The sequence below is a fragment of the Paenibacillus sp. FSL L8-0641 genome (genome assembly GCF_038006265.1).
Lineage (GTDB): Bacteria > Bacillota > Bacilli > Paenibacillales > Paenibacillaceae > Paenibacillus > Paenibacillus polymyxa_D.
Genome location: NZ_JBBOUW010000001.1, coordinates 2,341,856 through 2,357,126, shown reverse-complemented (window position 1 = coordinate 2,357,126; position 15,271 = coordinate 2,341,856). Strand labels below are relative to the sequence as shown.

Annotated in this window: 14 protein-coding genes and 2 pseudogenes; 4 read left to right on the top strand and 12 right to left on the bottom strand. The window is 44.5% G+C overall.

Annotation, left to right across the window (positions count from 1 at the left end):
- The first annotated feature begins 110 nt into the window (after positions 1-110).
- Positions 111-857: an acetolactate decarboxylase gene (budA, locus tag MKY16_RS10805; protein WP_029519072.1), complete on the top strand. Its 747-nt coding sequence runs from the start codon at positions 111-113 to the stop codon at positions 855-857.
- Positions 858-1,013: 156 nt separating this feature from the next.
- Here budA and MKY16_RS10800 read toward each other — a convergent pair whose 3' ends face one another.
- The 5 genes and pseudogenes from MKY16_RS10800 to MKY16_RS10780 all read right to left on the bottom strand — a co-directional run bounded on the left by MKY16_RS10800 (position 1,014) and on the right by MKY16_RS10780 (position 6,282).
- On the bottom strand, positions 1,014-1,499 hold the full coding sequence (locus MKY16_RS10800; RefSeq protein WP_039273453.1) for a tetratricopeptide repeat protein: 486 nt from the start codon (positions 1,497-1,499) through the stop codon (positions 1,014-1,016).
- A gap of 149 nt (positions 1,500-1,648) precedes the next feature.
- The gene (locus MKY16_RS10795; protein ID WP_029519069.1) at positions 1,649-2,629 is read right to left on the bottom strand and encodes a S8 family peptidase; all 981 of its coding nucleotides are present in this window, start codon (positions 2,627-2,629) and stop codon (positions 1,649-1,651) included.
- 201 nt (positions 2,630-2,830) lie between these two features.
- Entirely contained in the window at positions 2,831-4,225 is a 1,395-nt protein-coding gene (locus tag MKY16_RS10790; protein WP_340955286.1) for an MATE family efflux transporter, read from the bottom strand.
- Between the two features lie 77 nt (positions 4,226-4,302).
- A pseudogene (locus MKY16_RS10785) lies at positions 4,303-4,461 on the bottom strand (metallothiol transferase FosB); the annotation flags it as partial.
- A 432-nt stretch (positions 4,462-4,893) separates the two neighbouring features.
- Positions 4,894-6,282 carry an MFS transporter gene (locus tag MKY16_RS10780; RefSeq protein WP_039273459.1) on the bottom strand — a complete coding sequence of 463 codons (1,389 nt, stop codon included), beginning with the start codon at positions 6,280-6,282 and terminating at the stop codon, positions 4,894-4,896.
- A 306-nt stretch (positions 6,283-6,588) separates the two neighbouring features.
- Here MKY16_RS10780 and MKY16_RS10775 point away from each other — a divergent pair, with 306 nt between their 5' ends.
- Positions 6,589-7,602, top strand: a complete 1,014-nt coding sequence (locus MKY16_RS10775) for a LacI family DNA-binding transcriptional regulator (protein ID WP_340955284.1) — start codon at positions 6,589-6,591, stop codon at positions 7,600-7,602.
- Between the two features lie 112 nt (positions 7,603-7,714).
- Positions 7,715-7,992 (top strand): annotated as a pseudogene (locus MKY16_RS10770) (MFS transporter); the annotation flags it as partial.
- Positions 7,993-8,029: 37 nt separating this feature from the next.
- Here the strand turns inward: MKY16_RS10770 and MKY16_RS10765 are convergent.
- Both MKY16_RS10765 and murI read right to left on the bottom strand, forming a co-directional pair.
- On the bottom strand, positions 8,030-8,893 hold the full coding sequence (locus MKY16_RS10765; RefSeq protein ID WP_209948068.1) for an aminoglycoside phosphotransferase family protein: 864 nt from the start codon (positions 8,891-8,893) through the stop codon (positions 8,030-8,032).
- Positions 8,894-8,991: 98 nt separating this feature from the next.
- Positions 8,992-9,795 carry a glutamate racemase gene (murI, locus tag MKY16_RS10760; RefSeq protein ID WP_029519057.1) on the bottom strand — a complete coding sequence of 268 codons (804 nt, stop codon included), beginning with the start codon at positions 9,793-9,795 and terminating at the stop codon, positions 8,992-8,994.
- A 291-nt stretch (positions 9,796-10,086) separates the two neighbouring features.
- On the opposite strand from murI, the gene MKY16_RS10755 reads away from it, so the two are divergent.
- On the top strand, positions 10,087-10,713 hold the full coding sequence (locus tag MKY16_RS10755; RefSeq protein WP_029519056.1) for an FMN-dependent NADH-azoreductase: 627 nt from the start codon (positions 10,087-10,089) through the stop codon (positions 10,711-10,713).
- A 147-nt stretch (positions 10,714-10,860) separates the two neighbouring features.
- Here the strand turns inward: MKY16_RS10755 and MKY16_RS10750 are convergent, their stop codons facing one another.
- The 5 genes from MKY16_RS10750 to MKY16_RS10730 all read right to left on the bottom strand — a co-directional run bounded on the left by MKY16_RS10750 (position 10,861) and on the right by MKY16_RS10730 (position 15,054).
- Positions 10,861-11,370 carry a hypothetical protein gene (locus tag MKY16_RS10750; RefSeq protein WP_029519055.1) on the bottom strand — a complete coding sequence of 170 codons (510 nt, stop codon included), beginning with the start codon at positions 11,368-11,370 and terminating at the stop codon, positions 10,861-10,863.
- A gap of 173 nt (positions 11,371-11,543) precedes the next feature.
- Positions 11,544-11,699, bottom strand: coding sequence for a hypothetical protein (locus MKY16_RS10745; RefSeq protein WP_023988309.1), 156 nt, complete (start codon positions 11,697-11,699; stop codon positions 11,544-11,546).
- Between the two features lie 489 nt (positions 11,700-12,188).
- Positions 12,189-13,274: a lactonase family protein gene (locus MKY16_RS10740; protein ID WP_340955282.1), complete on the bottom strand. Its 1,086-nt coding sequence runs from the start codon at positions 13,272-13,274 to the stop codon at positions 12,189-12,191.
- Between the two features lie 69 nt (positions 13,275-13,343).
- A complete protein-coding gene (locus MKY16_RS10735; protein WP_069010234.1) occupies positions 13,344-13,790 on the bottom strand; it encodes an OsmC family protein in 447 nt (148 codons plus the stop codon).
- Between the two features lie 55 nt (positions 13,791-13,845).
- A complete protein-coding gene (locus MKY16_RS10730) occupies positions 13,846-15,054 on the bottom strand; it encodes an MFS transporter (RefSeq protein ID WP_029519051.1) in 1,209 nt (402 codons plus the stop codon).
- Positions 15,055-15,271: the final 217 nt, after the last annotated feature.

Genomic DNA, 15,271 nt, shown 5'->3' with positions numbered 1-15,271 from the left:
TATTTTTTATGATTTTTTTGAGTTATTCTCGTTATTTACTGAAAATTTACGTTTATTATTGAAAAAGAAAGAAAATAAATGCATACAATTACAAAAGGAAGTGTATTACCATGACCGTTGCAGGACTGGAAACCAAGCAAGAAACTGACCATGATATTTACCAAACGTCCACTATGCTCGCTCTATTAGATGGTCTTTATGACGGAGTTGTTGCCTTTGAGGAGTTGCAAAAGCACGGGGATTTTGGGATTGGTACCTTTGATCAACTGAATGGCGAGATGATCGCGTTCGATGGTGAATTCTATCACTTGCTTCCAGACGGTACGGCCCATCGCGTAAAACCGGAAGAAACCACACCTTTTTCCACCGTCACCTTTTTCCATGAAGATTTCACATATACTATTGACCGCCCCATGCATCGTGAAGAGCTGGAAGCTCTGCTGTTAAAGTTGTTTCCAAGCCGTAATCTGTTCTATGCCTTCCGTATGGATGGCACTTTTCGTGAAGTAAAGACACGTACCGTCCCTCACCAGGTGAAGCCTTACAAACCTTTTATCGAAGCGACCAAATCTCAGCCTACGTTCTCTTTTAACGACGCTTCTGGGGTGATTACAGGTTTTTGGACACCTGCCTATGCTCAAGGTATTGGGGTAGCCGGATTTCATCTGCATTTTATTAACGATGAACGCACTGGGGGTGGGCATGTCTTTGATTTTATCGTCGAAAAGTGCACCATCCGCATTTGTCAAAAATCCAATCTGCACCTGGTCCTGCCCGATACCCCGGATTACTTGAAGGCCAACCTGTCCAGAGAAAACCTGGAGAAGGAAATCGCCGTTACTGAAGGTGCGCAGTAATCGCAGCTATTTAACTCATCAATTTACAGACCCTATAGCCAAACAATAAACAGCAAAAGATCACAGTCAGGAAAGAGAATTACTGCTCTCTGACTGTGATCTTTTTATGTACGAGCGTATATATACGTTACTGCTTATGCTCTCACTCCGGTCCACCTATGTCTCGATCTGATCCAGTTTATCTGCATAATATTGAATGGCACGTGAGTACTCCTGTGTAGATAAATCCGAGGTCGTCTCAGCCACCTCCATTAGCAGCTCCTGCATGGCTTTCCCGAATTCCCCCAGATTATATAATACCATCGCGTAAAATACCCGAAACGGTCTGTAATCCGGAAATTCGTCCATTCCTGTGTCCAACCATGCTTTCGCCTTGGCATAATCCCCCAATACACGATATGTACTGCTTAATCCCAGGATGGCTCCTTTCCTTGATTCTGCGGATAATGCCATACCCAGGCTTTTTTCATAATAGGGTACTGCTTCCCTCTCTAAGCCCAATGAATCATGTGTCCAAGCGGTCTGATACCACAATTCTGCATCATTTTGCTGCTGTTCTAATGCCTTCAAAAGAAGCTTTCGTGCTTCCTCTGCTTGCCCTGTTCGTCTAAGCTCGCCAGCTTGCGCCATGATATCGTTCATATTAATCCTCCACTTCTGACTCATGCCTATCTTTGAGATATATGTTACCCGACATTTGAATGCAATGTAAATGGAGTTTTTCCTAAGATTTAAAATCCAAAAAAACGACTCTCCTTACAGGAGAGCCGCTATATATCCGAAGTTACGGTTTATTTAACCTTCAATGATCCTGCAGTTAGTATTCCTGCTACACGCTGTGCGTCGAAAATACGCGAGAGCTCCTCTACTGCCGTCAAGTACAATAGACCGTTGCCTTCCAGCTTAGGAGAATTGCCAAGTGGAATCGTGCGTTTGATGAGTTGTGCATATAATTCCGGTTCGGTGAGATCACGCTCAAAGCTCGCACTTACCAGCTGCTTAATCAACGCCAATGCACCTGCTACGTGCGGAGTAGCCATCGAAGTTCCGCTAAAAGTCGCATATTTGCCGCCCGGAACGGTGGACAAAATATCTTCTCCGGGTGCAACCAAATCCACCTCATTATTAGAATTACTGAATTCTGAGGCGTGCCTGTCAAAATTGATAGCGCCTACGCTAATCACTTCATTATAGCAGCCGGGGTAGCCGAGCTCGTCCGTTCTGTCGTCACCGTCTCCCTCATTTCCAGCTGCACAGATGACCAAGATTTGGCTAGCTACAGCCTTTTTTACTGCTTCATGCAGCTCTGGCACATCTTCAGGACCGCCAAGTGACATCGATATGATATCTGCCTTTTGCTCAATCGCATAATAGATGCCTTGAATAATCCAGTCATATTGACCGGAGCCCTGCTTGTTTAGCACTTTGATGATGAGCAGGTCTGCCTCTGGAGCAACACCCACGACACCATCCGCATTTTCTGCTGCCGCAATGGTTCCTGCCACATGCGTGCCATGACCGTTATAATCCTTGAAAATTTCCGGATCACCTTGATCATCATCCGTGAAATTCCGTCCGCCAATAATGCGCGCCTTCAAATCAGGATGGTCCGAATCACAGCCCGTGTCCAGCACCGCCACCTTCACGCCTTGGCCTCGAGTCTGGTTCCATACCGCAGGAGCCTGAATCAGCTCTACACCTCGCGGTATTTCATTCACTTGTTGCTCCTGCTTGATCACTTGGTAAGGAATGATATGCACTTTACGTTCCATCCTATTCCCTCCTTCATGGATTCAATCGGAAACCACCCGTCTTTGAAACTATGAAACTTTGAAAACCTCTACTACATTCGAGGTTACTATATTCTAGCAATTTTTGAAAACTTTGAACATCCCCATTTTGCTTATTTTTGTAAAAAAACAGACATCCCCCAATTCGCTTGGAGAATGTCTGTTGTAGGTTCTCTATCAGCCTTAGACGGATTCCGCCTGAAGTTCAGCCTTGGATAACAGCGATTTGTGCTGCCATTTCCGGCCCTTCCAGCGTAAATAGTGGAAAATGCCTCGTACCCACTCATCGCAGGCATGTGCAATCCACACACCCAGCACTCCATATCCCATATGAATGCCCAGCACATATGCTAACGGGATTTTAATCCCCCACATTGAAATTATGGCCATCATTAACGGGAACTGAACATCTCCCGCTGCTCGCAAGGAGTTAATGACAACATGATTAAACACTCGGCCCGGCTCCAGCAATATACAGAAAAGCAAAATCGCTGCCCCTAATTGAATGATCGCCGGCTCATCTGTAAAGATCGCCATCACTTCATATCGGAAAAAGGATACTACCACGATTACAGCAATCGTAATGATCAAAGACCATTTCAGGCTCCGTAAAAGTTGATGATAGGCCTTTTCCTTGTCTCCTGCTCCAATCAGGCGGGCAACAATAATTTCCGTCCCCTCCCCTACAGCCATTCCAAATACCATAAAAAAGTACACAATTGTATTCGAATAAAAATGGGTTGCGATTGCCGTTGTACCCATAAAGCTGACAAACCGGGTCACCATCATTTGGCTAAGCTGATAAGACAACCATTCCAGCCCGGCAGGAATACCAATCTTCAGAATGGCTACCAGCTTACTCCATTGTAGCTGTACATAATACCGGATGCGAATCGGCGCACTTACACGCTTGTACAGCAGTAGAAAAATCCAGACACATGCTACAACACGGCTAATAACCGTTGAAATCGCTGCTCCCGCCACTCCCATCTGCGGCAGACCAAACCAGCCATAAATGAGCAATGCATTTCCTGCAATATGTAAAATATTCATACCAATGCCCACGATCATCGTATCTTTAGTAAAACCATGCGATCGAATAACCGGACCTGCGGTTAGCATGAGCGCTTCCAGAAACAGCGAACCCCCTGCCAGCATCATATAAATCTCTGCATTTTCCTTAATCGTCGGAGTAATATGGTAAAAGGATAGCAAAAAATCCCGACTGACAATAAACATCAAGCTCAATGCCAGACCAAACACCAGATTAAAGGTTAGTGCCGAAGCCGTAACACGGCTTGCATCCACATGCTTTTGCGCCCCCAATAGCTGAGCAATGATCACACCTACACCAAGACCAAGCAGATTGAAAAGTATAATCGTAAATTCAATCAACTGTCTGGACACACCCACAGCCGATACAACCTCATCAGAAACATGGCTTAGCATGAACGTATCCACGCTACCCATCAAAATGTGAAACAACATCTCTATAAAGATCGGCCAAGTGATTGCAAAAACCGTCATCGTTTTAATGACTTGCGCTTGCTTGGGAGCGTTTTCCTGAGACAGTGACATCCTTTCGTATTCCTCCTAAATGCGAACCCAATCATTACTTACTTATTACTTATATCATTTATATCGATAACAATTACTCATTCAAAAAAAGTCATATGCTTTTTCATTTTATAATATTCCAGGCGGTCCCGCAATTGTCCTGTGTGGAATTCATACTTATGTCCGTCTGGATCTGTAAAATAGACTGGCCTTTTGTCCTGTTCATTCCGTTCTCGTCCGGACAAAATGATGACATTAAAAGTTCTCAGCTTGATAAGCGTGGTATTCAACATGATTCGATTGTCCATTGCAGAACGTCCTTCTTGTGGTTTTCGTTCAGGTAGACCTCGTTAAAATAATAATTTCTTATCAAAAAAAGACTATAACATCATCAAGATTGATGTTATAGTCTTTTTTTTAAAACTGGTCAAGAAAAAAACATCTTGGTTTTCATAGTTAAATTCTAGACTACCGCTCTTTAATTCAGCTAACGTTTCCTAAGCCTAAAGTATGGGCTTCTCAGACAATGAGCTTCATAAACTTAGTTGACCTACCTTGTAGTTCTGATAAATATGAGATTCAAAGAATAGAAACTGAAAAGGAAGCAAAGAATTCAGGAAAAATTTTAGTGGATAATGGTTTGAATACAGCTTCTTTCCACCATTTCTTCTCCATTTGCTTTCCTCTCCTTATTTAGCGTTTTTTAAGAATTCAAGCTCTTTGACAATACCGGGAAATAATTTATCTAGGTTGTAAAATGCCAGCAATACAATTTGCAGGGCAGCCAAGATAATTGGAACGTAGATAAACATGAAATGAATAGACGCTAGCGCTGTGGCACTGATTGTAGCTTGTCCACCAGCATATCCCCCCAATGCCAGTCCCCAACCGATGAGTGCCGCTCCGAAACCGCCTCCCGCTTTTGTGCCGAAACTACCCGCACTGTACACCAGTCCTTCGGTGCGCATCCCTGTCTTCCATTCGCCATACTCAATGGTATCTGACAACATGGCAAAGAAGGTTCCGAGAATAGCGGCATGTCCAAGCGCTTTAATAACGAGTCCCAGGCAGACCGCCATAAGACTTGCGGGACTGACGGCAATAACAAGCGATCCCACAATCAGGAGGATACTTCCGATAATGGATGAATTTCGTTTCCCGATCCGCTTGACGACGGGTGGCAATAACAGATAACCAAGCAGGGAAGGAAGGAGTAAGGATATGCCGAGCACCCCAATCAGATTGGCGTCTTTTAACACATAACGTGCGTAGTAAATATTCATACCTGTGCCCAGTGAGTTATTTATGAAATAGACCACAGCAAACCCAAGAATCAATTTCCAATACTTATTACGCATCAGCGCTCCAAAAGCACGTCCAAACGGAATTGGCTTCTGTACAACAGATGGAGTAACCCTTTCTTTGGTACTGAAGAAGGTAACGAGAAATAAGAAGGTTCCGAGCAAACCAAACAGAATAAAGGTGAAAATCCACCCCTTTTGACCGCCGCCGAACGACTTCACTAACGGAAGGGTGAAATAATTAATTAACAAGGCACCAATATTCGCCAGAGACATACGAAAAATATTAAGAAGAGAGCGCTGGTAAGAATCCTGCGTTATCATGGAATTAAGCACACCATAAGGGACATTAATGCTGGAATAGATAATGTTCATCAGCAGATAGGTAACGTAAATGTATAGAATAGTGATCGTCATATTTCCACTTGGAACCGTGAACAAGAGAATTCCAGACAACGCAAATGGCCCGGACATCCACAGTAACCAAGGACGGGCTTTCCCGTGTCTGCTCTTCGTTTTATCGATCAAAGCCCCAATCGCGACATCAATAAACGCATCCAGTACACGCGCAACTAGCATTAAAGTACCAATGACCCCGGCGCTGATCCCGATTACATCTGTGTAAAAGTAGGACAGAAAAGTCATTGCGGCGGCAAACAGCAACTGGCTGGCAAAATCACCGAATCCATAACCCATCTTTTCTTTCAGCGTAATATTTGAATCGGTTTGCTTTGAAGCCTCATTTCCCATTACAACAATATCGCTCGAACTTCTCATGCTCATGCTCCTTTTCCCTTGTTATTCTCTACAATCCCAAGCCATAAGGAAAACGTTTTCTTGATAATCAAAAAAACAAGCCGAAATACCTTGAATTCAGCTAGTTATTTGGTAAAAACAATCATTTATCTCCAGAAAATACTAGAAAACGTTTTCCGGAGTTGATTATACTCCCCCTATAAACCAAGGTCAAGCGCTTTCTTTGCTCTGGAATCTTTGTTAAACTCAATAAACTGATATAATAAATTCAATTGACTTTGAGAACCTTTTTCTAAATAAATACTTGCTTGAAAGTCGGTGTGTACAATGAAAATGACTATAAAAGATGTGGCTCGAATGGCCAACGTCTCCATTTCAACGGTTTCCAGAGTGATCAATAACAGCCAGACGGTGAACAGTGAAATACGCAAACGAGTTCTAGAGGTCCTTGAAGCCACTCAATTCCGTCCAAATGCCATAGCGCGGACACTGGTAAAGAATAATACATCTCTGATTGGAGTACTTCTGCCCGAGATTAAAAACAATGTCTTTGATAACATGGTTGAAGGCATCAATCAAGTAGCGCATCTATACGGCTTCGATGTCATAATCGCCTTGTCAGGGGGGGGCGCGGACTCTGAAATACACTATTACAATATGTTCCGTGAAATGCAGGCGAGCGGAATTATCATATCGGTAGACGGAATCCGGGATGCGCTATACGCGCTCATTGAAGCGGCGGGAATTCCCTGCATCCTTGTCGGACGGGATTTTCGAGACAAATCCATTCCTTCCGTACATGTTGACAACATAACGGCTGCTTTTGAAGCGGTAACTTATCTAATTCAGCAGGGACATCAGGATATCGCGATGCTGCGGGGAGCTGCGGGAGATATTTCAGTGGGCAGTCAGCGTTTTTTGGGCTATGAACAGGCATTGAAGGCCGCTCACCTGCCAGTACGTCCTGAACGTGTGTTGGAAAGCGGCTTTTCAGTTGAAGACGGCGTAACCTCTATGAGAAAACTTTATCATTCAGGCCCATTGCCCAGTGCGGTGTTCTGCGCGACGGACCGAATTGCCATAGGCGCTATGAACTTTCTGACCGAGAATGGGGTGAAAATACCTGAACAGGTCTCTTTCTTGGGATTTGACGACATTGATATGGCTACAATAATCCGGCCTAAATTGTCAACTGTCCGATATTCAGCATCCGAACTGGGCATGGTCGCCGCCCGCAATCTCATTAAGCTTATTAAAGGAGAGGAATTGGCGGCTGTCCACTGGTCCATATCGCATCAGTTAGAAATTCGGGACAGCAGTGTAAAACATGGGGTATCCTAATCTTTGCATGTTCCTACGCGGTTGCTGGAAGTGCTTCACCGGCTAGGATGGATTTTGTCAGCTCCGACGCTGAATAATGGAAACGTTCTCTTGCAAAGTTTTTCCCAAAAGAGCTTACTACATTCCCATGATTATAATAATAATTATATGGGGGGCTTTTTTTACCGGCGGCCTGATTGTAAGTCAAACTTGGTTAACTTCGGAGGCCTCAGAAGCACCTGAATTTGCTAATAGCTTGTTTGTCTCCTTTGCAAATTTAGGTGTCACGATTGGCACCACCTTAGGCGGATGGTTTCTATCACAGATGGGAACACACCTGATTACCTGGAGTGGAGTATTATTTCTGTGCTTGCATCTATCTGCATTGGGTTAAAAATCAAGTTTTTTGATGTACCGAAAAGAAAATATGATCCTTCCTTGTATGCTTTTATCCCTCTTCCTTACAGCGAATCCTGTTCAGCCAATAGGCCCACGCTTCTGTATATTGATCGAGATCTTCCGGATGATGACGAATGCAGGTGGCTATACGAAAATATAGTCCCAGTAACACTTCCCTGTTTAGCTCGTATTCCCCTGTCATCTCCGGCTCAAGCTTCTCTAAGGAAGGCAAAATGGTATCGATGGTCAGCCTATCCGGTGAAGAACAAAAGGCGTATATCAGATCATATAGGGGTTCTCCCACCACGGGATCAGGATCAATAATACCCGTCAATGTGCCATTTTCGTTAAACACAAAATTATGTACTCCACAGTCGCCATGAAGCAAATATTTAATATTCCGTTGCGGCGATCCAGCCACAAGGGTATGAACGAAACGATGATCCTCACGGGGTAAAATGTCTTGTATGATCTTTCCAGATTCCTTCGTTCTGTGCAGCAGAAAATCTTTCCATTCCACAAACGGGTGGTCCGGATAACCATAATGACGTTCCTCACCAAAAGGCTTATAGTACGAGATCACCTCCGTCGCCAGATGAAGCAACAAATTGCTTTTGTTTCGTCCATGATACTGTGTGAGCCCTGACCTGAACGTGTATACCAAATAACGGTGCAACGGATCTACATAAACCAAACGCGATAGTTTCTCAATCTGTACATAGGTATGTAAAAACTCCGCCTCGGCTTTTACAATCGCATGATCATTTTGCTTAATCACATATCGAGGCCTGGTACCATCCATGACAACAACCACTTCGCTCGAAGTACCGCCGGTCAGCGGTTTGAGATTTTGCATATGGCCTTCAAGCACGCCTGCTGCATAAAGCTCATTCAGGATTAGTTGAACGTCCATTTCACGCCTCCCTCCGTGCGTCTGATCCACAATGCGGCTGGCGATTTTTTGGATAATTTCATTAAGATAATCCCACACGTTCGCCAGCCGCTCTTCTTTTAAAAATAAATCTTTTCATGCTCCGTATAGATTTCAAGCGCCCGCTCCATCTTACGCACATAGGCCTCATCCTGACTAGAACATAGAAATGTAATGTGTCCCGCCTGCGATGGACTGGATTTTGGCGAAGGTTCCAGCAAATTACGCTCAGACAACACCTGTTTCAACCGTCTAACTGTTCCCTGGCTCCCGTCAATTAACTGAATATGAGAAGGCAGTAGTTCCCTTAGAATTTCCTTATAAAAAGGATAATGAGTACATCCCAATACCACCGTACCATATATGTCGAGATTGAACGAAGACAACTCACGGTTAAAATATGCGGACATTTCTGCCCGGTCAAAATTCAACTGTTCGCAATAATGTACTAGCTCCGGCAGAGGTAGTGAGTCCACGCTCCCATGATCGTCAACTCTGGATACGAGTGCTGCATAACAAGATTGTTTCAACGTCAATGGTGTGGCTAACACCAGAACTCTTTTACCATTAGCCCGGTTCATCTCGACCGCTGGCTTCACAGCTGGCTCCATACCAATAATCGGAATAGGATATTCCTTCCTTAGCTCCGCAACCGCGATACTTGTAGCCGTATTGCAGGCAATCACCAGTGCCTTAACATCTTCTTTTAGAATCGTTTGCACTGAAGCCTTGACATAACCAAGCACCTCTTGGGGAGTTTTCGTCCCGTAAGGCACATGAAGGGTATCCGCCATGTATACAAAATTTTCGTTTGGCAAACGTCTTAGTGCCTCGGACAATACTGTAATTCCACCCAATCCTGAATCAAAAAAACCTATCTTCAAGCTACTCACCTTTTTTCATTCAACTATGGTGCCAAATCTTGCTGGCACCATGTTCATTTCCTTCTTCGCCTACTTAAACTATTCTCTTCATTAGACTTTACATTTAAATTTTACCGCAAAACTGATATTTTGCAAAAGAAACACTTGAATTTTACAGTGTAAAAAATAAAGTAGCTTTTCAAAGTAAATTTAATATAAAAGCGTTGACAGATATTATCTTTATATTGTAATATTACATGGTAACTTACTAACTTAACTTACTTATTCAACTTACTTAGGGGGAAATAAATTATGTCTAAAGTATTATTTGTCAAAGCTAATGATCGTACAGCTGAAGAATCTGCAACAGTTAAATTGTATAACGCATTCGTGGAAAGCTACAAATCTTCCCACCCATCTGATGAAATCACTGAGCTGGACCTGTTCTCCGTCGAGCTTCCTTATTTGAACGCTAACATGATCAACGGCACGTTCAAATCCGCTAGAGGCATGGAGCTGAACGCAGAAGAAGCTCGCCTGGCAAACATCGCTAATGGCTACCTGGATCAATTCCTGGCAGCAGACAAAGTCGTATTTGCTTTCCCGCTCTGGAACATGACGATTCCAGCTGTACTGCATACGTACATTGACTACCTGAACCAAGCTGGTAAAACATTCAAATACACTGCTGAGGGTCCTGTGGGTCTTGTAACTGAAACTAAAGTAGCCCTGTTGAATGCAAGAGGCGGCGTTTATTCCGAAGGACCAGCTGCTGCAGCTGAAATGTCCTTGAACTTCATGAGTAACATTTTAACCTTCTTCGGCGTGAAAGACATCGTGAAGGTTGTACTGGAAGGACATAACCAAGCTCCAGATCAAGCACAAGAAATCGTTGCTTCTGCTGTACAACGTGCAGTAGACACAGCAAAATCGTTCTAATCATATATTATGAAGGGAAGAGGATATCCGCGCCCTATATGGGCTGGATATCCTCTTTTTTGTTATAAAATATAAAAACACGTGCTCCCCTGATCTGTAATCAAGCGAAGCACGTGTTTGTGATATGAGATTACGATTACTTCTATTTTAAGGAATGAATTGCTGCACGATTTTTACAACTTTACCGTCACGAAGCGTAACATGGTATGGAAATTGACTGAGGTCCAGAACGTCCTTTTTTGCAAAATCCTTCTCAAACTGTGTCAGCGGAATCGATTCGTTCCATTGTACGTCTGTATCTTCTATGTTACCCGTGTGATCATAAATCTGCACCTCTACCGAAGCATCTGGTGCAACCTGATACACGTCATTTTGCACGGAATTGTTTACGATGTAGTAGCCATCCGGCGCTCCATCCAATCCTGTATTTCCTTCATGCTCCACAAATGCTTTGTCTGCCGCCGCGCCTTCATACCATTCAATCGGGTCTGCCGACAAATAAATTTGTCCGTCACGAATCTCCATTTGGTTTATATATACGGTCTCCTGATTTTCAGCAGCTGCGACAGGCGTGTAGCCTTGCGCTGTTGCTCCTGCCGTCGTAATCAGCATCATCATTAAAGCCAATACGGTCCATTTCGAAGCTAGTTTCATCATGTCTGATCTCTCCTTGCCGTTTGGGTATGTACACGGTGTCTGTAAGCTTCATTACCCTTGTGTACTTATCATAAACGTTGCACGGTTAAAAAGTGTATCAGATACATAAAAAAGAAGTTACGATTTTTTAAGACTTGGTCTTAAAACTTGATAACATGTCCTATTTATCTTTGCTATCTTAATAACCCGACCTGACGTGCCTGTTCTTCGGTGAGAATAAACTCCTCATTTTGCCATACTTCGTCCTCTTTGGTTACAGCAAACATCCCCATGATCTCTGTCCATATTCCTTTGTCGACGGCTTCCTTTTGTGTAATGATAATTTTCATGAGAATTCCTCCTCCTGTAGAAATACATGCAATCCAACGCTGTCGATTTGTGTGGCCCACTACGCGAACAGATGGTAGGTCAAATATAATACTTTTATTTAAAGCCTCTACCTCTTATATGGAACTCACAATGCTTGTCCTAGATTTACATTATCGGAGTGCTTGAGGGCTTCTTGTCCCGCTTATAACATATGTACCCTTTTCCTACCGATATTATTCGTATCTTATTTGTAACCTTAAAATTTTAGTTTATTTTCGTAGTTAGTGACTTCTTTAGAAATGACTAAGCCCTAAAATAAAAACGGCTGTAGGTTATCCTACGAGCCGTTTTCACTAACAATTTTTCTATGCTTGGTTAATCTATTAGTACCATCAACATATACATATTCAATGGCTGTCAAAGCATTAAAGCAGCGGAGCGTTCGCCTTTGCCCCTGGATTTCTACCCTTGAACATACAAACAAGAAATCTGGGGGCATTTCCTAATTTTTATACAGAAAAGTAAAAAGGCTGTACGCATACTGGCTTGGACACGGTTACTTGTTGCCCGGTGTAGGTCAAGCGTCCACTTACCTTGTCCACTTTGAACGTAACGATGTTATTGGTGTCGCGGTTGGCCACGAGCATATGGTTACCATTTGGAGTCAATGCAAAATGGCGTGGATGCTCTCCTTCGGCAGATACATGCTCCACCAATCTCAGCTTGCCAGTTGCTCCGTCTACAGCGTATACCACAATGCTGTCATGCCCACGGTTGGAACCGTACAGATAAGCTCCATCCTCCGAAATTGCAACTTCAGCAGTTGTGTTTTCACCTGTAAAGTCAGACGGCAATGTCGGTACGCTCTCAAGCTCAGTGAGCTTACCAGCCTCTGCATCATATGCAAAAGAAGTAATGGAAGAATCCACTTCGTTAATGACAAAAGCAAATTTACCATTTGGGTGGAACGTCAAATGACGTGGACCTGCACCTGCATGGGTTTTCGTTTCACCATGAAGCACCAGTTGTCCTTTGCTGTCATCAATGGTATAAACACGGATCAGATCCAGACCGAGATCTTGTACGAACAGGAAGCGACCATCTGGACTAAAGAAACTGGAATGTGGATGTGGACGATCCTGACGTTCAGGGTGCGCTCCTTTGCCCTCGTGCTGTTTAACATCCAGCAACTCACCAATACGTCCGTCCTCAGTCAGAGACACCAGTCCCACCATACCTCCGTGGTAGCTGACTACAATAAGGTAACGATCAGATGGATCACGCTGAATGTGGCAAGTTGTTGCACCCACGTTTTCCGCACGATTCAGCAATGTAAATGTTCCTTTAACTGGATCAATTTCGAAAACAGAAGCTTCGCCTACTTTTGCTCCTGCAGCAGAAGTCGTCTCCCCAATGGAATACAGCTTCCGATTTTTGACGTCCACATTCAGGAATGTAGGATTTTTCAAGCCGGAGAACTCATCCTGTAGTGTAAGTGCTCCTGTCTGTTCATTAAAAGTATACGAATAAACTCCGTTACCTTCCAATTCGGCGTAAGAGCCTGCGAATACGAGCAATTTTTGTTGCGCTGTCATGGTTGTGTCCTCCTTGGATTAAAAAAATGATGGGCAATTAGAATGATTGCTCCTGTTACAGATATCGCTTTAAGAGGCGCGCTCCACCACGGGCTCTGTGGACAACGTCACATTTCCCGCTACAGCACGCGAGATCATGCATGAGGTTTCTGCCTGCTCTGCCAGTCGCAATGCTTGTTCGATCTGCGATTCTGTCGCATCGGCGGCCAATTGAACCTGCGGACGATGCACAATTCGGCGATATGTAAAAATATTGTTCGTTACATCGACAATCCCTTCGGATTTCAGCGCCAGTGACGCCACCGGGAGACTCGCGCGCTCCATCATCGCCGCCAAAGTAATCAAATAGCAGGTAGCGGCGGCACCGAGCAGCATTTCATCTGGATTGGTGCCCACACCAGGGCCTCCCATCTCGGCCGGGATCGAAATTGCAGTCCGCAACTGTCCAGCCTCAATACGACCGTCACTGTTGCGCCCCCCGTTCCAGTCTGCCTTGAGCAGAAAGGTATGCTCCATTTCAGGTCACTCCTCTCTCTTATATTATGAATCTTCACACAGGTGAATGTAAAGGTTAGTCAATCTCCTGATTTTTGGTTTCCGTACCCAGCAACCATACAGCCGCTGCTCCGATCAAGATAGCTACGAAGAAAATCACAAAGATAGATGGTAACACTACGCCCTGTCCTACGAGTATACCGACTGCAAAAGGCCCGATAACGCCTCCAATACGACCAAACGCAGCCGCCATACCCACACCGGTTGAACGGACGGCTGTCGGGTACAATTCTGGTGTATAGGCGTACATGGCTCCCCATGCACCGAGATTAAAAAAGGACAAGCAGATACCAGCAGCTAGCAGCATTCCCGCCGTTTCCGAGGTGCCAAACCAAATGGCAGACACGGCTGTGAGCAGCAAGTAGATGATCAGTACGAATTTGCGGCCCAGCTTTTCAATTAGATAGGCGGCGGTAAAGTAACCTGGGAGTTGGGCAAGCGTCATGATCAGCACATACTCAAAGCTTTTAACCAGTTCGAAGCCTTTCATAAACATAATGCTAGGCAGCCACAGGAACATGCCGTAGTATGAAAATACAACTGTGAACCATAAAATCCACAGCATCAGCGTAGACTTGCGATTAGGTCCCGACCAAATCGAAGCCAATCGTGCACGCAGCGGAAGTTTAACGCTTTGCAGCTTGTAACGCGGTGAATCATCAATAGCTCTACGCAGATAAAGAGCGTACAGCGCAGGTACTGCGCCGAGAATAAATGCCATTTGCCAACCATACTTTGGAATAACAAAATAAGCAATAAGAGCCGAAAGGATCCAGCCTGCCGCCCAGAAGCTTTCCAGCAGCACAACCGCTCTCCCTCGTTCTTTCACAGGCACTGATTCTGACACCAGCGTCGAAGCAACCGGCAATTCCCCGCCCAAGCCTGCACCAGCAATAAAACGCAGCACCAGCAGCATTCCGAGGCCTGTCGCCAAAGCTGATAAGCCGCTGGCAATAGAAAAGATCAACAATGTCCACACTAAAATGGCGCGTCTGCCGTAACGATCAGCCAAAATCCCCGCCATAGCGGCTCCGAACACCATTCCTATCGAATTCATTGCAGTCAGCAGTCCAATTTGCTCAGATCCCAGATGCCACTCCTTTGCCAACGCTGCGACTATAAATGAAAGCAGCCCTACATCCATAGCATCAAACAGCCAGCTAAGCCCTGCACTGAACAGCAATTTTCTTTTTTTGGCTGGTGGTAATGAAGTTAAGTCACTCATGATTCGCTCTCCCTTAAAAATATATCGTATGTAGACGTATATTCAGGTGTCTTGTCACCTGTATCCTAGCATCTATTGTACCGTAAGCTTCCTTAATCTGCGAGCTTTTTAACACAGAAAAAAACGGAAGATTGCCTACGGCAATTCTCCCGCCTTCTGGAACCTGCCACTTACCGGTTTTGGACCAGACCGATGATCGTCACCATGAGCACCAGCA